We start from the raw sequence: 22,312 nt of genomic DNA, 5'->3' as shown, positions 1-22,312 counted from the left end.
TTTATTTTTTTTGCAAAAAATATGAAAGACTCATTTTTACAGATAAAAAAAGCGCCTTCCCAAGTCGTTTGGAAAGGCGCTTTGTTGGCGATAACTCACGCTTACCTATTTTTAGTCAACAAAATCACGCACTTTGGGGCGCAAGAACAGAAGCTGCACTACTACTACCGCCAAAACGACTCCCGCTAACAGTGCAAAATCTCCTGCCAAGCCCCCCGAATCAGTCGATTTTCCCAACCACTCGGTGATAAGCGCGCCCGCCATGATTCCCATCATATTCATAAAACCATAGCCCGTAGCACGGTATTTTGGCGAAACGAATTGACATAAAATTGGCATATTGTTTCCATCAAACATTCCAAAGCCTAGACCAAAACACATACCTGCCGCAATCGCATGAGTAATGGTTGTGCCATACGCAATAAGTAACAACGCAGGGATGGTCAACACCAAACCAATGATACTTGTATAAATGCGTCCCCGCAGATGCTTTTGCACCCAACGGTCGGATAAATATCCCCCAATGATGACACCAATCAACGACGATAGGGAAGTAGTTATCGTGGAAAGTGGGCCAGCCTGCCCCATTTCAATGTTTAACTTATCGGCAAAGAGTGTAGGCAGCCAGTTTTTCACCGCCCATCCTGGTAAACTTGGCACCGAGAAGAGAAGCAAAATCAGCCAGAAAGCAGGGTTTCCAAGCAATACACCAAGACCTTTGAGCAGCGGGACTTTTTCCTGGTTTTTGAGACTTGCCGTTTCTTCGATTAGTTCACTTTTATTTTTTTCTCGTAAAAAAACAATCAACACCACTGCATACGCCATCCCTATCATCCCAAACGACTGGAAAGCCGTATTCCACGAAAACTTGTCGGCGATGGTAGCACCAAATCCACCCAATGCTTGCCCCATATAGTTTCCCGAAAGGTGAACCCCAATCGCCATTGAACGGGTACGTGACGAGTGAAAATCTGCAATCATGGCCAAGCCTGTCGGCATGTAAAGCGCTTCGCTAATCCCCATCAAGGCCCGTAAAACGTACAATTGCGAAAAAGAAGTAGCGTAACCCATCGCAAATGTCACTCCCGACCAAACAAACAGACTTCCGACAATCAACCACTTACGATTCAATCGGTCCCCAATCATCCCTGCTACGGGGCTCATAAAAGCATATACCCATAGAAACACGGCCATCAATCGACCAAAATTAGTGGCTTGTTGAAGTTCGGCAATGTCGATTTGCATGGAAGGCCGCATGGTTGCCAACATTTGGCGATCCATGTAATTGAGTAATGCAACGACCCACAGCAGGCCGACCAAAATCCAAGGGTAACGGGAAGACTTCGTCATTGGTTGTAATAGAAAGGTTGAAGGTTAAAAGATGTTCGTTAAAAATATACGCGTCATCCCCTAGTAAATACTATTGAGTGCGTATTTTACTTTAAATTGCTACCGAAATTAAACCCTTACCTCATCCATTCATGCGTCTGTTCATCACATTTCTATTCAGTTTAAACGCCTTTCTTGCCTCTGCCCAAACGAAGTTGGTTTGGTGGAAACCTTCCGACAGTAATTTTCCCGTTATCGACGGCCAAGCGTGGTCTAGCGAAATGCGCGACACCATCCAACGTTTTCCACCGCGCGCCGAAGCCAACGTCCGCAAAGCTGTTTGGAACCTCTCGCGTAACAGCGCAGGGCTTTCGATTCGTTTTATAAGTAATGCTGACCAAATCGTCGTTCGCTACAAAGTGACAGGTGCTGTCAATATGCCCCACATGCCCTCCACGGGTGTAAGTGGAGTCGATTTGTACGGCATCGACAGCGACGGAAATTGGCAGTGGGCCAATGGCAAATACAGTTTCAAAGACACGGTTCAGTACGTTTTTGCACAGCTTCGCCCCAACGACAACTACCACAAGCTCGGCCGCGAGTATCGGCTGTTTTTGCCTTTGTACAACAGCGTTCGCAATCTGGAGATTGGCATCCCAGAAGGTAGTTTATTCAAAGTATTACCCCAACGCCTCGAAAAACCGATTGTGGTTTACGGAACGTCCATTGCCCAAGGCGCTTGCGCTACCCGCCCAGGCATGGCATGGACAAATATCCTGTCTCGAAAGCTTGACCGAACGGTCATAAATCTCGGGTTTTCGGGCAATGGCCGTTTGGAGAAAGAAGTCATCGACCTTATCAATGAGCTTGATGCCAAAGTCTTTATCTTGGATTGCTTGCCCAACTTGATTGTCCCCATCGTAGATCATAAAGAACTTCAAAAAAGAATCATAGAATCGGTAAAAGCCCTTCGCGCCAAACACCCCAATACCCCGATTTTGCTTACCGACCACGACGGTTATACCGAAGGTTATTTGATGCCTCATCGCCAGCCCTTGTTTGAGGACGCCAACAAAGACCTACGCGAAGCTTTGGCACAATTAGCCAACGAAAAAATTACGGGCGTGTATTCGTTGCCCATTTCCGACATCAACATCGACCACGAAGGAATGGTGGACGGGACGCACCCCAACGACATCGGGATGATGCGCTACGCCGAGGCGTATGAGAAAAAGCTGCGCGAAATCATGCAGGAGCCTGCTGGGACAATCAAAACGCAAATTCCCACCCGCCAAAACCGCGAACCAGGCAGCTACGTGTGGGAAGACCGCCATTATGATATGCTTCGTTTGAATCAAACTGACGCCCCTAAAGTGGTTTTGATTGGCAATTCGATTACCCATAATTGGGGTGGAAAACCGCTCAACAACCGCATTAAAGGAGCCGATTCGTGGCAGAAATACGTAGAACCCTACCAAGTGCGCAACTTTGGTTTTGGTTGGGACCGCGTCGAGAACGTACTATGGCGCGTCTATCACGATGAATTTGACGGAATTACGCCCGAAAAAATCATCATTAACATTGGCACTAACAACCTCCAGCTTAATACCGACGATGAGATTGTGCAAGGACTCCGTTTTTTAGTACAAGCCATTCAAGCTCGTCAGCCCCAAGCCAAAATTACGCTGTTGGGCATTTACCCTCGTCGCGAACAAGAGGCTCGCGTAGCCTCGCTCAACAAAGCCATCCAAGCCATGACCAAAGCCGAAAAAGTAGGCTTTTCGGACATTGGTAAAGGGTTTTTACAAAAAGATGGGAAAATCAATGAAAGCTTCTTTTCGGACGGGCTTCATCCCAACGCAGCAGGCTATGAAGAAGCTGGCAAACGCTTAGAGCAGGAGTTGTTGAAGAAGTAACATTTTATACCCCCATTTCACTAATGAAATCTTATTTTCTGATTGCTCTCTTGGGGAGTTTTATTCCACAAGTATGCGCACAAGATGTACCTATTTTGAAGCATTATGACCAAAATCACCTGTACCGAATCGCTCTTCCCCTCGGAGGCATTGGCACAGGAACGGTGTCTCTTTCGGGCAAAGGCGAACTCCTAGATTGGGAAATTATGAATCGACCCGCCAAAGGATTTAGTGGGGGACAGATGGGAAATGGAGTACCTTTTTTTTCTATTTTTATTAGAGAAACCAACGGTAAAACGCATACCAAAGGGCTAATGGGGCCACTCGACCCCGTCGATTATCAGGACAAAGAGGGACGCCCAGTGGATAACCACGGTATTCCGCGTTTTCGTAACGCTTCGTTTGATGCTACATACCCTTTTGGTCAAGTCAATTTATCTGACCCTAGCCTCCCCGTCAGCGTTCGGCTCAAAGCATTTAACCCTTTGATTCCTACCGATGCCGATGCCAGCGGAATGCCGTTAGCCGTACTAAAATACGAAGTAAAAAACACCACGAATCAGCCCATTACGGTATCGGTATGCGGTTTGATGCGTAATTTTATTGGTAATGATGGCTCACAAACTCGGATGGATTGGAAAGGTGATTTGATTCCGATTGGCGCCAAAAACAACCAAAATAGCTTCCGTACATCAGGTCAAGTGCAAGGAATTTTCATGTACTCTGACAGCGTCAAGAAAACAGCAGAACAATGGGGCACAATGGCACTGGTAACTCCCGCTCAAACAGGAGTCACGTACCGACGCTCGTCCAGAAGCAACGACTGGGAAAACGCCCTGCTGGATTTTTGGGATGATTTTAGTGCCGATGGCGAACTCACTGATAAGGAAAAACTGGTGGACAATGACCCTCAGGCATCATTAGCAGTAAAGATGCAAATCCCTGCTAATCAAAGCCGTGTTTATACATTTTACATTACTTGGCATTTCCCCAATCGCTTTGCTTGGTCGTCTGAGAATGTAGGGAACTACTATGCTACCCAATATACCGACGCTTGGGACGTAGCCCAAAAAGCCACCGAACGATTACCACAACTAGAGCAAAAAACCGTTGAGTTTGTCAGGGCATTTATGCAAAGCAAACTACCTGAGGTAGTGAAAGAAGCCGCTCTCTTCAACCTCAGCACGCTACGTTCACAAACTGTTTTCCGAATCAAAGACGGCACCATGATGGGCTGGGAAGGCTGCATGGACAACTACGGCTCGTGTCAGGGCTCCTGCACGCACGTATGGAATTACGAACAGGCAACGGGTTTTTTATTTGGCCAATTGGCCCAAACTATGCGCAAAACGGAGTTTGGACCCGCGCTCGATGAAACTGGTTTTATGAGTTTTCGGGTGGGGTTACCCCTAGCCACCAACGCCCAACGCTACAAAGCCGCCGCCGCCGATGGACAAATGGGCACCATCATGCGCTTCTACCGCGATTGGCAGCTATCTGGCGACACGTCATTTCTCCGACAATTCTATCCCGCAGTTAAACGCAGCTTACAATTTGCGTGGCTTAAAGGAGGTTGGGACGGCGACAAAGATGGCGTCATGGAAGGGTGTCAACACAATACGATGGACGTAGAGTACTATGGCCCTAATCCTCAAATGCAGATTTGGTACTTGGGAGCCTTACGTGCGATGGAAGAAATGGCTAATGCAATGAACGAACCAATTTTTGCCGCAGAATGTCGTCAGCTTTTTGAACGAGGAAAAAAGTTTGCCGATGAACGTCTATTCAATGGAGAATATTACGAACAAATCGTTCAGACAGCAGCTCATAAAGACCAAATCTTGATGGCAACTGTAGCCAGCGGCCGCGCTTACACCCAAGACCCACCCTATCAATTAGGGAAAGGCTGTTTGGTTGACCAGCTCATTGGGCAATACATGGCTCACGTGTATGGGCTTGGGTATCTGATAAAGCCCGAAAATGCTCAAAAAACGCTTCAAAGCATCCTCAAATACAATTACCGCTCCAGTATGTTGAATCATTTTAACAATATGCGTTCGTACGCTTTGGGCGACGAGGCGGCCTTGTTGATGGCGAGTTATCCGCGTGGTGATCGTCCGCAAATCCCATTTCCATATTTTTCAGAAGTCATGACAGGGTTTGAATATACGGCTGCTATCGGAATGCTCTACGAAGGTCAGACCGAGTCGGGTTTACTCTGCATCAAAAATATACGAGACCGCTACGACGGAGCTAAGCGTAGCCCTTTTGATGAAGCCGAATGTGGTCACCATTACGCACGAGCCATGACAAGCTGGGGCGCCGTATTAGCTCTTTCAGGGTTTCAGTATTCGGGAGTAAAAAAAACAATGGCTTTTCATTCTCAAGAAGGGACCTTCTTTTGGTCAAATGGGTATGCCTACGGAACCGTTCAGTGCAAAAAAATGGGAAATGGCTTTAGCATCAAACTCTCCAGTTTAAACGGAGACGTTGCGTTAGAAAAGTTTTCAATAGGTAAACTAACCAAAGCTTTTGAAGCAAACCATCAGCTTAAAGAAGGACAAACCTTGACGATGCTATTGAAATAAGAAAGAAATAGCCAATTCCGACCAAAAAGGCTAAATTTGAGCGTATAAACCCATTTCATCTTCAACTATCCTCTCATAATTCCCCTTTCTATGAACATCAAACCCTTTATTTCGAGCGCTTTGGTAGCGCTAAGTTTGGGCGTTTTTGCTCAAAAAAAATCAAACGATTTTAAAGTTATTGGCTATTACGTACCCAATATCCCTGCTGAACAAATTCCCGTGGATGTTCTGACCCACGTCAATTTTTCCTTTGCAATTCCTGCCAAAACGGGCGATTCCCTCGAACCACTCCGAAATCCCGAGGCACTTCACAGCTTAGTACGGTATTTGCACAAACACAACATCCAAGTGTTTATCTCCATCGGTGGTTGGGGTATTGGTGATGGCGGCGGAGATGATACCCGCTTCCACAAAATGGCCGAACGTGCCGAAGGTCGTCATACTTTTGTCCAACACGTCATGAAGTTTGTTCGTACGTACAAAGTAGATGGCGTGGATTTGGACTGGGAATACCCCGACGAAGACTCGCCCTCGGCCGACCACTACGTAGCCCTCATGAGCGAACTCGGTGATTCGCTTCATGCTCAGGGGAAAAAACTAACTGCCGCCGTGATTTCATACGGTAAAAAAGGCTATGGAATGAAAAAAGAAGCCCTTGATAAAATGGATTGGGTCAACGTGATGGCTTACGACGACGACTACGGCCCCAACTACATCCGCGCCCATTCTCCGTATTCTTTGGCCGTTAAAAGCCTAGATTATTGGACAAAAGAACGCGGAGTTGCCGCGAAAAAAGCTATTTTAGGACTGCCATTTTATTCTAAAAAAGGAATGGGCAACTATGGCCCCGACTACAAAGGGTTGCTCAAAGACGGAGCTAGTCCTTACGACGACTATTGGAAAGGGGCTTTTTATAATGGTATTCACACGATTGAACTCAAAACCAAGCTGGCCAAAGACCGAGGATGCGGTGGTGTCATGATTTGGGAAATTTCGTGCGACACCAACGATGAGTTTTCGCTGCTTCAGGCCATTAAACGAGGGGCAAAAAAATAAGTTTGTCTGTCCTCAAATTATATTATTCCCTTCTTATTCAGTCCCCAACGGAGTTTTTCTGTTGGGGGCTTTTTGTTTTTATATCCTCAAATTTAATTAGACGACGGGATAACAGGCATATTTCTTTTGGTATGTCAAAATTAGATTGTTTACAAATAGTAAAAAAAAGTTCTTATACCATGTGACGAAAGATACTAATCCACGTCATCCATCTACCTATTATACATTTAATACCCTATTTTTCACCAAACTTTGAAAACCATGAATTCACATCCTTTCACATCGCCCCCTGACCTTCCTAAAAATCAGGACTTAACAGTATGTTTACAAATTGAACAGCAAGACACCCAAACCCTTCTTTCATTCTTGTTGTCCAAACAAATTTCGTTTGAGTTAGTCTATCAACCAGTACTTTCTTCTTCCCTCAAGGCAAACGTCGCAGTACTTCCATCCGATGGCTATGTACCAAAGGAAGAATCAGTATCAGCCGTCCCATCTTCTCACCTAAGTACACGTGAAAAAATAGAGTGGGCTTACGACTATTATATTCAACGAAAATATACCCAAAACGTCCCTGCCGAAACCGAAATTGCCTCACAATTAGAAATAGCTACGAGCCAATTTCGCAGCCTTTTTAAGAAAATCTACGGGAAAGGATTTTATCAACTTTACCTCGAAAAACGAATGGAGTATGCAAGTAAACTACTCCGTAAGGGGCTCAAGTGCAATGAAGTGGCCAAAATGGTAGGCTATGGTAGTAATTCGGCGATTAAATTTAACAAAATGTTCCAAAAGCACTTTGGAGTGACACCCAAAAAGTACCAGCTCCAACACATGCATTAATCGCTTTTAGGCGTTTCTCATACACACATCATTATTAGTTTTTTATTTTTGCAGCACCAGTTTTCGATTAATTCACGTTCCAAACACCTTACATACTATTGGGTAGAACGTTAAATTGCGCCCATCTCAGGCCGACACACCCAATTTAACGTACAATTCAAAAGTTGTACCTTGTCCTTGCTTACTCTTTACCCTCATCCTAATTCCAGCCTGTTGAGCAAAGGTACTGACAATGATTAACCCCAAGCCAAGATTATGTTGCTTGGGCTGAAAACGCTGAGGCGTTGTCATTACCTCTCTGATCAAGTGCAATTGCGCTTCTGTCATGCCTTTACCGTCATCGCTAATACTAATTTGCACTTCATTTGGCTCGGTAGCGGGCTGAACTTCAATATGAATGGTTCCCGTAGCAGCTGTATGTTGGGTGGCATTATCAATGAGATTACGCAAAATGAGATTAAAGGCATTTAGATCGGTATGTATAGTCAAGTGAGGGGGGCAAGTATAAGTTAACCCAACTCCTTTAACGAGCGTAACAGCGCTATACACCGAAACGAGCGCCTCTAGCTGAGGTTGAAGAACAAACGTAACTGACTGGAGACCCAACTTCCCTTTTTGAGACAACGCCCAGTACAACAAGTTGTCAAGCATTTGGCGAATATACAATCCTGATTGATCAATCGACTGAGAGAGTTTAACAATCGCCGCTTGGTCACCCCGTTGAAGAAGTTTGCTAAATACTTCACTTAGGCCGTAAAAAGCGTGTAGAGGACGCCGCAAGTCATGCGCAATAATACGAATAAACTCATCCCGCAGCTGTACGAGGTCATTGAGGCGGGTGTTTGCTTGTCTTAAACGGACACCCAAATAACCCAAAGCGAGTGCCACGACGACAAAAATAGCCAACAAAGTCATTATAAAACGGTTACGATTTTCCGTATCGCGTTTTTGGAGAGTTAGTTCCGCAATTTGGCTTTGTTTATTTTTGGCCTCAAACTCAATCAATTTTCGTTCTCGCTCCATATTATAAATGGTATCTTGTATCATCACAATGCTATCGCCATATTGTGACGCTTCGCGGTAATGCCCTCGGAGATCCATTTCTTCCTTATACGCTACATAAAAGTTTAAATAATCATTAGGAATAACACTTTTGGGATAGGGGCGAATCAGTGTGCTTATCTTCTTACACAACGCCAACCGCTCATCGTAGCGTTTTAAAAACTTACAGTCATTGGCTAAGTTTTGTGTAAACATAATCTTAGCTCCTATCAGCTGGCTAGATTGGAGATGCGCCAAAATCTCTTTGTTGATGGCGTAAGAAGCTGCATAATCTTTCCGATAAAAATGCGTTACGGCAATATTTCCTTTAAATAACATCCACGCGTACCGATATTCAGGAGCACTTTCACACAATCGCAATGCCTTGGTCAGCGACTGTAAAACAGCTTCGTGGTTACTGTTTTCTTTCGCACCATGATAAACAAACTCTGCATTGGTGACTGCAAAAAAATCATGAACATTAAAACGAGCCTTCAATAATTGTTTTGCTCGAATTAAGTAGCTCTCGGCAGCGTATTGGTCTCCTGTCCCTAGCAAACCCATGTCATAGTTGGAACGAACCAGTTTCGTAAGTACATAAATTATCCCTGAAGTATCTTTTAGTGATTCAAATTGTTTGAGGGCTTGTACTTTATCTTCAAAATCGGAGCTGCTCCAAAAGTCGCTAATTATTTTACCTACAGGCTGCTTCAGGTGTTCTGACAATTGACTAATTTCCCCCAAATAGTGACTTTGGGGAATTTTATTAATATAAGGGATTCGATACAGTCGTATTAAGTTTTTTAGCCTTTCGTCGGTTGGCTGTGGATGGGCTTTGAGCCAATTATCAAGGCTATCAATATTGGTAACTGGGTAAGCATCGGCAAAAGTAAAAGGCGTTTTTTGTGCTGAACAAAAAAAAGCCCCACAAAGAATAATACTTAAAAAAGTGCAGAAGTAGCGTTTCACAATTTGTCAAGAATAAAAATATTTATGTTTGTCTAGCCGATCAATGAGCCCTTTTCGAAAAGAGCGACCGATTGGAAACACACGATCACGGACAAGTATCGTATCATTCACCAAGTTAATTTTTGTAATGTAATTTCGATTCACAATGGCAGATTTATGAATTTGGACAAATTGCTCATCAAGCTCTGGTAATAATTTACTAAAGGAAAGCTTTTGTACGTATTTTCGGTCGGTAGTTTGAAGCGTGGAATAATTGCCTTCTACCTCAATCCAACATATATTACTGAAAGGTATTTCTACTTTTTTACCGTAACGTATGGGTACTTTGAGCGTTCTGACGGGTAAATCTTCTGTCTTAGTATTTCTGAAATTTGCATACGCTGATTGTATAGCTGCCACCAACGTAAGCGGATGAAAAGGCTTCACATAAAATAAACTAAAGGGAATCTCAAGCGCCTGTTCTACATATTGGCGGTCAGCGTATTCGGTCACAAAAACGATAGGAATATTAATAGGATAAAGATGAAAGAACTCTAAGGCTGAGCCATCGGGTAAACGGACATCTGACAAAATGATGTGCGGTGTTTCGGTCGTCAACAACTGTTTGGCTTCCTCCAGTGAAGTCGAAAGCTGAATAGAAAAACCAAACTCCTCCAACATTACCTGTAGTTTAATCTGCCAAATAATGTCATCTTCTATGATTAGTACTTTGAGCATTAAACTATGACGTTTTAAAATAGGGTGATGCCATTCTATTCCAACTCAAAAACCTTCGGTTCGTTTGGGGATATTCTGCTACAATTTGGTGACATATTGCTTTTTCTTTTTTTAACATATACTTTTTTCGCTTTACATACACATAATGGTGTTATCTGAACAAAGATGGGTAAATAATTGCTGTTATTTACCAAAAAATGTACAATTTTTCGATGTATATACTAAATATTCAAGGTATGAAAGCGATGAATCTTCCAAGCCAAAACACACCAATTAATGGCAAAACGCAGATTATTTTATCTGTTGAAGTAAAAGACCTATCACAAATCATTACTACATTGTTCCAAACAGGGGTTTGTTTCAAACTAAACTACTCTTGCTCTTTAGATAACAACGAGCAAACAACGGTTACAGCCCCTTCGCCTTTAGCAAATGGGTCAATTGTAGAACGATACCCTAATATTCAAGAATTTTTTTGGGATAGATTAGATAGACTTATCAATGAGTATTTAGAGAACGGAGTAATACCTACGATTGAGATCATTGCAGAAAAAATTGGGATAAAAAGCAACAGCATGAATGCGAAAATCCAGAGTAAATACGGAAAAACGTTCTATCAGTACTATTTGGAAAGAAAAATGAACTATGCTGCCGAATTGCTAAAAATGGGTTATACAGCTCAAAAAGTATCGGATGCCATAGGTTATACTCACCCTATTAAGTTTAGCAAAATGTTTCAGAAACACTTTCAAATAACGCCCAAAAAATTCCAACAAAATTTTGCAGAAAAAAACTTGGGTATTAGATAAAGTTGTATTGGTTTATTTTTTCGTTTAACACAGTTTTATTTCGAAAGCCTTTCAAACTTACTTTGTTGCATGGCTATAGTAAATCATTACAAGCTGCATAAAAAAGCACTATAATAAGGTCAGAAAGCACGGAGTTGATATTAAGCCGACTATTTGCTAAAGTAGGGGGTGATAGCGCCTACGATCAGGTAAAGGCTTGCTTTGGCGAACGGTTAGCTACACGATTGTTGACCCACTAGCAAACCGAGGCTCAAGTCAAAGCCAACTGCCTAGATCAATTCACTAAATTGGGGATGCCAAAAGACTGTTAAATACCAGCCAACATAGCCATGCAACAAAGCCCCATTAAACATAACTTTAAAAAAGGTGACATTGATGCTTTGATAAAAGCAGAGAGGCTACTTTTAAATAATATCCCCCCCTACAACTCAAGTGTTAGCAAGCGAAGCAGCGATTTCGCCTACGAAATTTAAAAGCGCATTTAAAAAAGTATATGGAGAAAGTTTGTATCACTTCAGCATAAACACCTATCTATTAGATACTTAAAAAGTGTCCACCTTAATTGTCCACCCCCTAAAATAGCATATTTCCAAAAGGTACACATACTTTGCATCAAGTTAAAATTTCCAAGGTTTCATCAAAAGTCGTTCTAACTCTTTTGTATTTACCCTATAAGTAATTTGAACAATTAAACATTGATGCAGTATGAATAATTACCCTATTTCCTCCCCAAGTGAAGCTATTAAAAATCAAAAATTAACGGTCTGTATTCAAATTGAGCAGCAAGATACTCCTGCACTTTTATCATTTTTAATGGCTCAGCAAATTTCTTTCGAATTAGTTTACCAAGCTGCTTCACCAACTGCGCAAAAAAATATCCCAATGTCAGTATCTACCCCTACTTCCAAACAAGAAATAATACCCGAAGAGCTATTGTCACAACTTACACTGCGCCAAAAAATTGAATGGGCGCACAGTTATTATATTCAAAAACAATCAAGTCAATCAATACCTACTGAGTTCGAGATTTCATCTCAATTACACATAACCCCTAGCCAATTCCGAACACTGTTTAAGCGGATTTATGGCCAAAGATTTTATCAACTTTACCTATCAAAGCGAATGGAATACGCTGGCAAGCTTCTACGTAAAGGACTCACTTGCAACGAAGTAGCCAAAATAGTTGGTTATGGTAACAACTCTGCCATCAAGTTTAATAAGATGTTTCAAAAACACTTTGGAATCACTCCTAAAAAGTACCAACTTGAACATTACCGATAGTTTTCCACACAACCAACCACCTTATCCACACCATTACCAAACAAACGTTGCTACGGTTTTTCCTTCGAGCGTTGGCGTAATTTGTTTGTTTTTGTAACGAATATTAAACGCTATTGGTTTATCACTTTCGTTGATAACAATAAGTACCGTTTTGCCATCTGGTGTCTTAAATGCGACATTTGATAGGCTCATTGTGACGTTTGATGCTATACGTACAGAATTGGGTCGAACAAATTTTGACGCGTGCGCAATGATATAATAAGCAGGATTACGAACAATCGTTTCGCCAATAGTAAGTGCGCCCAAACAAGCGGTACATCCGCCTTCGGTATAGGGTTTTTGCTGTGGATCAGCGGCTAAATTCCACTCTAAGACCGTCTTACACCAATTGCGCGGCGCTCCAATGACTAGATTTTTAAGATGCCACATCAAATCACCCCCAAAATTAGCAGGTGCACCTATCCATTGTTCGGTAAAATACAGGTTTTTATCTGGGTGAGCCTCGTGAACATCCCTCAGGCTTTCAATACTTCCCCCGTACAAATGAAACGCCGAACCATCGATGTACTGACGCGCTTCGGAGTCATTTAAAATGCTGATGGGATAATCGGGGCGATCGGCGTTGTGATCGTAAATCAAGATTTTTGTACCAATTTTAGCCTTTCTAAATACTGGCCCAAGGCTCTTTTTGATGAACGCAGCTTGTTCATCTTGGGACATCAATAAACTTGGGTTATTTCCTGGATGGAGGGGTTCGTTTTGTACCGTGATTGCGTCTATTTGAATCCCTTCTTTTTGCATTTCTTGAATGTATTTCACTAAGTAGCGGGCATATACATCGTAAAATTCAGGCTTCAAACTTCCACCTTTCGAGGTAGCGTTGGTTTTCATCCACGCAGGCGGCGTCCAAGGTGAGCCCATGATTTTGAGCGAGGGCGCTATCGAAAGTATTTCTTTCAACACAGGAATGAGTTCTTTTTTTTCCTCTGCCAACGTAAATTTTGTCAGTGTTGGGTCGGTTTGGCCCGCTGGTAGGTCGTTGTAGGTAAACACGTGGTTGCTCAAGTCAGATGCCCCAATGCTAATGCGTAAATAGCTCACGCCAATGTTATTTTGATCCGTGGCAAAGAGCTCTTTCAGCAATTTTGCACGCTCAGTGGGCTTCATAGAAGCCAGCAATTGCGCACTCCCTCCCGTGAGGGTATATCCAAAACCATCCATTTTTTGAAACGTTTTGGTGTCATCAACATAAATACTTGGAAGCGTATTGGTATTGGCTCCAAACGACAACTTCTCGGTTTGTTTTTGAAAAAGAACCGATTTATCAGCTTTGGTAAGCCAAATTTCCGTCTGTTGGGCACGTCCAACTGACGCCCATAATAAGAGCACATAACAGTAGTACTTCTTCATAATTCAAATAGATAGGTTTCTAAAAAAACAGCCCCAAAAAGTGTTCTTTCGGGGCTGTGCGTGCAGTTTATACAACGATTACAGTCTGCGAATCCAGATGTTGCGGAACTGAGTCGCGTTATTGTGATCTTGGAGGTGAATTACGTCCTCTCCATGTGCTTCTGGGTAGTGGTGAAGACCGATGTAAAGCGTTAGACCGTTGATGGTGGTATTGTTTTGTACCAACACTCCATTCAAAAATACAGTGATACGAGCAGGAGCATCCAAACGGCCATCTGGCTTGAAACGCGGTGCCGTATATACTACGTCATACACATTCCACTCCGATGGGCTACGCATTGGATTAACGAGCGGCGCGTGGTCTTTGTAAATACTTCCTGCTTGCCCATTGCGGTAGGTACGGTTTTGGTATGAATCCAAAATCTGCAACTCATAACGATCTTGGAAGAAAACCCCGCTATTGCCACGTCCTTGGCCTGCGCTTTCAACTTTGTCAGGAGCGCTAAATTCAAGGTGTAACTGGCAATCACCAAATTTCATTTTAGTTTTGATGTCACCACTTTTAGGCACTACTTCGAGGTAATCGCCGTTGACAATTTTCCAAGGGGCAGGGCCACCATCTTTGGCAGAAACCCACTGAGATAAGTCTTTACCATTAAAAAGGATGATAGCATCCGAAGGTGCATCTCCAAGGTTTTTAGCTGGAGTAACGGTTGCTACTTCAGGCTCCCAAATTTCAGTCATTTCGGGTTTCATTGGCATAGGCGAAACCGCAGGAGGAGTACCTGGATAACCTTGTGCAAAAGCGGCAGCAGCACAAGCGACGAGCGACGCAGTAAGGAGCGTTTTTTTCATCATGGGTGTATTAGAAATTAAAAGTTTTACGAATCAAACAACCTTTTTTTCTACAAAGTCAAACGGTTGGTCTTTTTAACGTTCCGTACGCATTAATCGCATACAAAGATGCTTAAATAATCGGGCGATGATGATGTAATCTGTTTTAGACTGAGGCTTACATCTTGGGGAAGTATTTTAGTCAAACGTTTTTGCAACTGCATAGCCCCCTCTTTTTCAATGAGTTCGTAACGAATTTGACTACGGGTTATTTTTAATTCTTTTTTTCTTGATGACGACAACTGCGTTGTTTTTACTTCATATTCTTTATAAGCAGCCAACTCTTCAGCCAGTTGCTCAGCCAATGGTTTCGCCCCTGCATCATAAAAAACCTCGACGACCCACGCTTTTCGCGGGCTGGTAATTTTACTAATCAATGAGGCTTTTTTCGTCGGTGTTGTAGTCGTTTTTGTTTTTTCTGGTTTGGGCGAACTTTCGGGATTCATAATGGCTGCAACGCCCGACACCAGCCCCAGCACCAACGTCAGGCCCATAAACATCCGAATCGAACGCAGCATTTCGGGGCGTGGCTTCGGACGGCTACTTTCACGGTTGAGCAAAAAAAACGATAAAATAAACGCAATCGCGCTCAATCCTGAAATACCGTACTTGAGAAACTCTGCCAGCTCGCTGACTTGAAATTGCGCAAAAACCATGTAGTGGGGTGTTATGACAAATTGAAGCGGCAAATAACGCGCTTTCGCGCTTTTTTTACAACCTTGACGCCACAAACTCCACAATCCAACGCGCCACCAAGACACTATCTAAGGGCTGAGATAAGCTTTCTAAGCCTTGTTGGGTTTTGGTTGTGCCAATTCGCTCCACCCGCGACCCCATCAACGCTTCTTCGTAAGGAACCGTAAATTCGGGATGCGCTTGCACGCCCAACATCCGCTGGCCTACTTGAAACATGGCCACTGGGCAATCGGCAGCAGTAGCAAGTACCTGCGCGTCGGGTGGTAATACCTGTACTTGGTCTTGGCACATCATCAATAAATTGACGTTTTGTTGAAAAGGTTGCATCCATTGTGGATAACTTCCCTCCAGAGGCAAACCTGAAACGGTAAACTGTAAACCCGAAACTGTAAACCGATGCACGCCTACGCACCACCCCACCGACGATTTTTGTACTTTCCCTCCCAATGCTTCCGCCAGAAGTTGATGCCCAAAACAAACGCCTACGTAGATTTTTTGGTGCGCGTACAAATCTGCCACAAATGCTTTTAGGGTATGAATCCACGGTTCGTCGTCATAAACCGAAAACTTAGAACCTGTACTCAAGTACGCGTCGCACTCATCGACCGACGCTGGGAAATGCCCATTGGAGACGTCATAAAAAGTAAATTCCCATTCGGGAGCAAGGGGTAGAAACAAAGCTGGGAACATATTTCGATAGTCTCCCGCAATGTGTCGAAATTCATCGCGAACGTGGTCGCACTCTAAAAGGCCGATTTTTATGGTGTTTTTCACTTTGTGTATCACTTATTTCAATGTATAACCTACCCCCACTCCACCCCATAACAAGAATTTGCGGTCGATTTTCCCCCAGCTTTTACTATGTGTTATCGAAGGGTATGGGTTATCTCCCTTATAAATACTTTTATCTTCCCAAAAAATAGAACTTAATGGAGTAAAGCCAACCTTAAAGAACTATCCACCTTCTGGCTTTTGGAAACGATACCCCACACGGGTGGTCACGAAGAGATACTGTTCTCGTTCTACAAGTTTATTCACATGATACTTCTCGGATGTAGGATACATACCCATATCATCGAAAAATATCATTGACGTTTTCCAATGCTGTCTAAACTGGACATACGCCATTCCAATTCCTAGCTCAAAGAAATGAGATTCTCTTCCAAACAATAAACTCCCCGAAACAGGAACAGAATACATTTTTCGTCCATTGAATGGAAAAAAGCCAAGCGCTCCATTGAGGGCTATTTTATAAGAAGGGGTGGTTTTTACCAACTGGTCAACCCCAATCGACGTCAATAACCCCGTTCCAAAACCTTCAAAAAACAGGGTGGTACGCTGTTGCGCCTGCCCCACCTCAGACCAAGCAATTATCCAGAAAAGCAACAAAAGTCGTTTCATAAAAGCTCGTCATGGCTACGAAAGTAAAATATCAGCAGGAATTCCTAATTGTCGATTCAATATCCGCATTATTTCCGCAGTTAGTGGTTTTTTTCGGTTTAGTATTTGCGAAACATATCCTTTGGAACCAATTAGCCCTACCAAATCTTTTGCTTTCATTCCTCTTTCGTCTAATGTCAATTTGATTGCTTCAATTGGATCTGGAGGTAGAACAGGATGATATTTATTTTCATAATCTTTTATTAAAACTACAAGTAACTCAGCCTCGTCCCCTTCTGGTGTACCTGGAGCTGCATCAAAAATTTGATCAATTCGAAGAAGAGCATCGTTGTAATCTTTTTCGGTTCTCAAAACGTGGTTCATTTTATTTATTCTTTTGTGAATCAGAAGAATTTCTTCCGATTTGTAGAGTTAGTTTTTTCCTTTTTGTGACTTCAATCCTTGTCCTTCTGGCAATTACTCTGGAAGAATATCGCCATCGTCCAGAATCAGCTCATAATTAAGGTATGTTAAAAATTTCAATCCCTAAATGATAGGATTTAACGTGGCGATTTTACGATGAGTACTTTATCTTAAAATTGAATCAGTATTCTTTTGAAAAATCAGTCAGTTAGTTAGTATCTCCCCTTTTAAAAGTAATCGCTATGCTATTTCATTCATGGATATATTCAATCGTTGCTGCATCAACAGAATTATATTCTTCATGTGTTCCAAACCATTTTATCATCATCCGTTTAAACTGAAAATTAACTCTAATAATCAGGCGATATCTATTCCCTACAACATTAAAAATAATTCGGCTATCTCCTACAACGCTCGCATTTCCATAAACAGCCTTTAACTCATTAAAATTATTAAACTCACTCTTCTCCAATTCTTTGTATAGTTTTCGCAATGCTTCTCCTGCTTCAGGGTATTTTTGGATATAATAGTTTAAAGTCCTTGTAGACAACACATTTACCATAACTTACTATTTTTAAAGCACTTACAACAACAACTTTATACAATTTGGCTGTTGAGCATTCAAAAAGTTTCCTAAAGGTAAACAAATTTGTTTACCTTTAGGAAACTTTTTGAAATTCTATTAATTATAATTAAAACCCTCCCACGCGCAAATGGAAAGACTTTGGTCGTGTAAGCGCTTCATAACCCAAGGCTGACAAAGTACAACCACGCCCCGAATCCTTCACGCCTGTCCACGCCAATTCTGGGTCGAGATAATCGCAACGATTCATAAACCACGTACCTGTTTCAATCTGATTTCCAATGAAAAGTGCCGCTTCGGCATCCCCCGTCCACACCGATGCCGTAAGCCCATAATCGCTGTCGTTCATCAACGCAATCGCCTCCTCATCACTGCTCACTTTCATAATTCCGACGGCAGGCCCAAACGTTTCTTCCGTCATAATGCGCATCGAGTGATTGACGTTTACCAACAACTGAGGTGCTAAATAAGGAGTCCCTACCTGATTGCTTGGAAACAATGAAGGGTCAATCAGTGCATCGGCACCTTGGCTTACTGCTTCACGGATTTGCTCACGCACAAACTCCGCCGCCGACGTACGCACCATCGGTCCAAGGTGCGTACCTGCGTCAAACGGATTCCCTAAAATGTATTTGTTGACCAAGTCCACCGCACCGTGTACAAACTCGTCATAGACTTTTTCGTGAACATAAATGCGCTCAATTCCACAACACGATTGCCCCGAATTGAACAACGCCCCGTCCACAAGGTTCTCAACCGCAAATGCCACATTCCCATCCGCTCGAACGTAGGCAGGGTCTTTTCCCCCAAGCTCTAAGCCTGTTGCGATAAAACGCTCGGCTGCTGCCCGTTGCACTGCGTGACCACCCGGTACCGAACCCGTAAATGCCACAAAATCAACGCGAGAGTCGGCAATGATTCGTGCTACGTAGTCGTGGGTCGTATGAATATATTGAAACACGCCTTCTGGCAAGCCCGCCGCTTTGAAGGCTTCGGCGTAGCGCTCGGCGCAAAGGGGGGTTTGTTGCGCATGTTTCAGAATAACGGTATTTCCAGACAACAAGGCAGGAATAACCACATTGACCGACGTCAAATAAGGGTAGTTCCAAGGGGCTACAACAAAGACTGTCCCAAGGGCTTCGCGGCGAATAAAACGCTGAAAACCATCTTTTTCAGACACTGAGACGTCAGACAGAGCCCCTATAGCGGCTTGCATCATATAACGCGCGCGCTCCTGAAAACCTCGACGGATTTCGTTGGGAGTATAAGCAATGGGACGTCCCATCTGCCACGTTAGCTCAGTGCCGATGGCGTCGGCATGTTCGATAAAATAAGCAACTGCTCGTTCACAAATGGCAATACGTTCCGACAGCGGAACGGCTTTCCATGCTTTTTGGGCAGCTTTGGCAGTAGTTAATACTGTTTCGATGTGGGAAGCTGTAACGTACTCGCGTTCTAAATAAACCGAGCCATCGACAGGAGAAATGACTTGAAACGTTTTCATCAGTTTGGTGACATATAAGTCCGAAAAATACGGGTTAATTTTTAAAATACAGCAAAGCCGCTACGCATACTACCTCCCAAAAGGCCGAATTTACCTCCGATGGTACTACTTTATTTTGTACATTTGAGAACATCGCAAACCTAATCGTATGAAATTTTTCTACACCCTCTTTATTCACCTCATTTTGGGTGGCTGGATGGCTATTTTTGCCCAACAACTTGACATGGATGCCCTTAAAGCGTATCCGTTTCCCAACGAACTCACCGCTGCTGCCACAGGTTCTCGCATTGCTTGGGCTTTTAATGAACAAGGTCAGCGCAACATTTACGTCGCCGAAGGACCAACGTTTACCGCTCGTCGTCTCACTAATTATCTCCAAGACGATGGGCAAGAACTTAGTAGTGTGGCCATTTCACCCGACGGAAAATGGGTCATTTATGTTCGCGGGGGCGACCACGGTTCCAACTGGAACGACGAGCTCCCTGTCAACCCTAGCTTTCATCCTGTACCAACCAAAGTCCAAGTATGGTGTATTCCTTTTTCGGGAGGAGAGCCCAAATCGCTAGGCGAAGGCGAAAACCCCGTCATTTCTCCCAAAAGTGATAAGGTAGCATACACTAGAGGGGGACAAATTTATACCGTACCCATCGACGGTGCCGCACCTGCTACGGTGCTTTTTACGTCCCGTGGCACCAATAGTTTACCCGTTTGGTCGCCCGACGGTAGCCGCATTGCCTTCCAATCCAACCGCACCGACCACCAGTTTATTGGTGTCTATACCGATGCCCAAACACCTATTCGGTGGATTGACCCGCAATTCAAACGTGATCAATCGCCACGCTGGTCGCCCGACGGTCAAAAATTAGTTTTTGTTCGCACCAACGGTCTCGGCGGAAAGCCAGATTCTATTTTGGCCCGCCGTCCTACTCCTTGGTCGATTCTTACCTTCGATTTTTCAACGGGTACGACAACGCCTATCTGGACATCACCCAAGCGCCTGAATGGCACCTTTCCCACCACCCACGGTTCTACCAATTTACACTGGGCGGCCAGCCGCATTATCTTTTTATCATACCACGACGGTTGGCCACATTTGTACTCGTTGGCCGAGTCAGGAGGGGCGCCTATTTTACTGACTCCTGGCAATTTTATGTGTGAACATATTCAACTGAGTTCTGACAAAAAAACGCTATTATTTACGGCCAATGCAGGTACTGACCCGCTCGACATCGACCGTCGCCACGTAGTAAAAGTATCCGTTGACCGCGCCGATATGCAAGTCATTACCCCAGGCTCAGGATTAGAATGGTCGCCTGTTTTAACTGGCGATGGCGCAGCGATAGCATTCATTGGCGCTACTTCCCAGCGCCCACCCATGCCCCACGTACTTGCGCTTACTTCTAATGCTACTCCTCAGCTCCTCGCGGCCGACAAGCTTCCTGCCCAATATCCTGCGTCGTCGTTGGTGACGCCCAAACAAGTTACCTTCAAAACCCCCGACGGCTTTACCGTTCATGGACAACTTTTTGAAAAAGCGGGAAGTCCTTCCAAAAAACCAGCCATTGTTTATATCCACGGCGGGCCACCTCGTCAAATGCTCCTTGGTTGGCACTATTCCGACTATTATGCCAACGCCTACGCCATGAATCAGTACTTAGCGAGTTTGGGATTTGTGGTTCTTTCTGTCAATTATCGTTTGGGAATTGGGTACGGATTTGAGTTTCATAATCCCAAAAATGGAGGTGGTTATGGTGCTTCGGAATACACTGACATCAAGGCCGCGGGCGAATGGCTTGCCAAACAAAGCCAAGTGGATTCCAAACGAATTGGGGTGTACGGGGGCTCGTACGGTGGATTTCTGACGGCAATGGCTTTGGGCAAAGATTCGCAGCTTTTTGCCGCGGGCGTGGATGTTCACGGTGTACATGACCGCACCATTGAGCGTACGCGTAACATGGTACTTCCCGACCAGTACGACCGCGCCCCCGATGCCCAGTATGCCCTCGAAGTGGCGTGGAAATCATCCCCTATTGCCTATATGGATACGTGGAAATCGCCCGTACTTATCATTCATGGCGACGACGACCGCAATGTACGCTTTAGCCAAAGCACCGACCTTGTTCGCCGATTAGAAGATAAAAACATTTACCACGAAACCCTAGTGATTGTGGATGATACTCACCATTTTATGAAACACCAAAATCAGGTCAACGTCAACAAAGCCATTGCGGCCTTCTTTCTGAAGAAATTGTAAGTTGTAACCTAGACTTACCAAGTTTTTAAAACTTGGTAAGTCTGTTACTCTTTCAGCCATCGGCTTATTGTCTGACCCATTCAAATTATAAGGCATAGATTAAAAATCTATCATCTAGTGTCATTTTCAATTTTAGCAAAATTTACTCTCTTACAAATCTTTCCTACTTCATATTTCATCTGCTTTCGCTTCATTTTGTACAATATTCTACACTTTAACTACTAATTAATCCCTCTGTTCTTACAGTTTGCAAAATATGCAACTTTTTTTTGCAAAAAATGCCGTCTATTTTTACTCACTAAAAGACATATTTTAACAGGTAAAACCCAAAATATTACACCCAGCGCTAAACTTTGTTTGTTACATTTTGAGCAATACAATAAAAAATATGCCTAAAACTCAATCATAACAAACTACATTAATATCCTTCTTAGCCAATACTCTTCTTTTATTATACTATTTATACCAAAACCCAGCGCGTTCATCAAACCATAATATTTATAATAAAATAAAGTAAGGCGAAAATAAAAAGACATACAGTTAATAAAATTATTAAATTATACCTATATCTATTAACACTTTTTTTATAAAACAATAGAGTAGTTTGCCTAGTTTTGTC

General features: G+C 43.3%; 18 protein-coding genes. 7 read left to right on the top strand and 11 right to left on the bottom strand.

Translation table 11 applies throughout. From position 1 onward, the window contains the following. Positions 1 to 111: 111 nt before the first annotated feature. Positions 112 to 1,350, bottom strand: coding sequence for an MFS transporter (locus AC23P2_RS09825; RefSeq protein ID WP_487773026.1), 1,239 nt, complete (start codon positions 1,348 to 1,350; stop codon positions 112 to 114). Positions 1,351 to 1,481: 131 nt separating this feature from the next. Between AC23P2_RS09825 and AC23P2_RS09820 the strand changes: the two genes are divergently transcribed. The 4 genes from AC23P2_RS09820 to AC23P2_RS09805 all read left to right on the top strand — a co-directional run bounded on the left by AC23P2_RS09820 (position 1,482) and on the right by AC23P2_RS09805 (position 7,732). Next, positions 1,482 to 3,245, top strand: a complete 1,764-nt coding sequence (locus AC23P2_RS09820) for an SGNH/GDSL hydrolase family protein (protein ID WP_487773025.1) — start codon at positions 1,482 to 1,484, stop codon at positions 3,243 to 3,245. 23 nt (positions 3,246 to 3,268) lie between these two features. Then, entirely contained in the window at positions 3,269 to 5,833 is a 2,565-nt protein-coding gene (locus AC23P2_RS09815) for a GH116 family glycosyl-hydrolase (RefSeq protein WP_487773024.1), read from the top strand. Positions 5,834 to 5,923: 90 nt separating this feature from the next. Then, positions 5,924 to 6,889 carry a glycosyl hydrolase family 18 protein gene (locus AC23P2_RS09810; protein WP_487773023.1) on the top strand — a complete coding sequence of 322 codons (966 nt, stop codon included), beginning with the start codon at positions 5,924 to 5,926 and terminating at the stop codon, positions 6,887 to 6,889. A gap of 261 nt (positions 6,890 to 7,150) precedes the next feature. Continuing rightward, complete coding sequence (locus tag AC23P2_RS09805) at positions 7,151 to 7,732, top strand: helix-turn-helix transcriptional regulator (RefSeq protein ID WP_487773022.1); 582 nt, start codon at positions 7,151 to 7,153, stop codon at positions 7,730 to 7,732. A 126-nt stretch (positions 7,733 to 7,858) separates the two neighbouring features. Here AC23P2_RS09805 and AC23P2_RS09800 read toward each other — a convergent pair whose 3' ends face one another. Together AC23P2_RS09800 and AC23P2_RS09795 are read right to left on the bottom strand one after the other, a co-directional pair. Then, complete coding sequence (locus AC23P2_RS09800; protein WP_487773021.1) at positions 7,859 to 9,742, bottom strand: sensor histidine kinase; 1,884 nt, start codon at positions 9,740 to 9,742, stop codon at positions 7,859 to 7,861. 6 nt (positions 9,743 to 9,748) lie between these two features. Then, positions 9,749 to 10,459, bottom strand: coding sequence for a LytR/AlgR family response regulator transcription factor (locus AC23P2_RS09795; RefSeq protein ID WP_487773020.1), 711 nt, complete (start codon positions 10,457 to 10,459; stop codon positions 9,749 to 9,751). A 236-nt stretch (positions 10,460 to 10,695) separates the two neighbouring features. On the opposite strand from AC23P2_RS09795, the gene AC23P2_RS09790 reads away from it, so the two are divergent. Continuing rightward, positions 10,696 to 11,268: a helix-turn-helix domain-containing protein gene (locus tag AC23P2_RS09790; protein WP_487773019.1), complete on the top strand. Its 573-nt coding sequence runs from the start codon at positions 10,696 to 10,698 to the stop codon at positions 11,266 to 11,268. A 705-nt stretch (positions 11,269 to 11,973) separates the two neighbouring features. Further along, positions 11,974 to 12,549, top strand: a complete 576-nt coding sequence (locus AC23P2_RS09785) for a helix-turn-helix transcriptional regulator (protein ID WP_487773018.1) — start codon at positions 11,974 to 11,976, stop codon at positions 12,547 to 12,549. A gap of 33 nt (positions 12,550 to 12,582) precedes the next feature. Here the strand turns inward: AC23P2_RS09785 and AC23P2_RS09780 are convergent, their stop codons facing one another. The 8 genes from AC23P2_RS09780 to AC23P2_RS09745 form a co-directional block, all read right to left on the bottom strand. Then, on the bottom strand, positions 12,583 to 13,959 hold the full coding sequence (locus tag AC23P2_RS09780) for a glycoside hydrolase family 30 protein (protein WP_487773017.1): 1,377 nt from the start codon (positions 13,957 to 13,959) through the stop codon (positions 12,583 to 12,585). 78 nt (positions 13,960 to 14,037) lie between these two features. Continuing rightward, the gene (locus AC23P2_RS09775) at positions 14,038 to 14,814 is read right to left on the bottom strand and encodes a 3-keto-disaccharide hydrolase (protein ID WP_487773130.1); all 777 of its coding nucleotides are present in this window, start codon (positions 14,812 to 14,814) and stop codon (positions 14,038 to 14,040) included. Positions 14,815 to 14,906: 92 nt separating this feature from the next. Further along, entirely contained in the window at positions 14,907 to 15,509 is a 603-nt protein-coding gene (locus AC23P2_RS09770; RefSeq protein ID WP_487773016.1) for a hypothetical protein, read from the bottom strand. 55 nt (positions 15,510 to 15,564) lie between these two features. Then, on the bottom strand, positions 15,565 to 16,323 hold the full coding sequence (locus AC23P2_RS09765; protein WP_487773015.1) for a glutamine amidotransferase-related protein: 759 nt from the start codon (positions 16,321 to 16,323) through the stop codon (positions 15,565 to 15,567). Between the two features lie 180 nt (positions 16,324 to 16,503). Beyond that, positions 16,504 to 16,950: a hypothetical protein gene (locus AC23P2_RS09760; RefSeq protein ID WP_487773014.1), complete on the bottom strand. Its 447-nt coding sequence runs from the start codon at positions 16,948 to 16,950 to the stop codon at positions 16,504 to 16,506. A gap of 15 nt (positions 16,951 to 16,965) precedes the next feature. Beyond that, on the bottom strand, positions 16,966 to 17,313 hold the full coding sequence (locus AC23P2_RS09755; protein WP_487773013.1) for a helix-turn-helix domain-containing protein: 348 nt from the start codon (positions 17,311 to 17,313) through the stop codon (positions 16,966 to 16,968). A gap of 289 nt (positions 17,314 to 17,602) precedes the next feature. Further along, complete coding sequence (locus tag AC23P2_RS09750) at positions 17,603 to 17,914, bottom strand: type II toxin-antitoxin system HigB family toxin (RefSeq protein ID WP_487773012.1); 312 nt, start codon at positions 17,912 to 17,914, stop codon at positions 17,603 to 17,605. A gap of 130 nt (positions 17,915 to 18,044) precedes the next feature. Beyond that, on the bottom strand, positions 18,045 to 19,439 hold the full coding sequence (locus AC23P2_RS09745; RefSeq protein ID WP_487773011.1) for an aldehyde dehydrogenase family protein: 1,395 nt from the start codon (positions 19,437 to 19,439) through the stop codon (positions 18,045 to 18,047). A 148-nt stretch (positions 19,440 to 19,587) separates the two neighbouring features. Between AC23P2_RS09745 and AC23P2_RS09740 the strand changes: the two genes are divergently transcribed. Next, entirely contained in the window at positions 19,588 to 21,693 is a 2,106-nt protein-coding gene (locus tag AC23P2_RS09740) for a S9 family peptidase (protein WP_487773010.1), read from the top strand. The last annotated feature ends 619 nt before the right edge of the window (positions 21,694 to 22,312 follow it).

It is taken from the genome of Runella sp. R0.1_18 (assembly GCF_057652155.1).
Note: the sequence above shows the minus strand (reverse complement) of the source record. Positions and strands in the feature narration are given on the sequence as shown.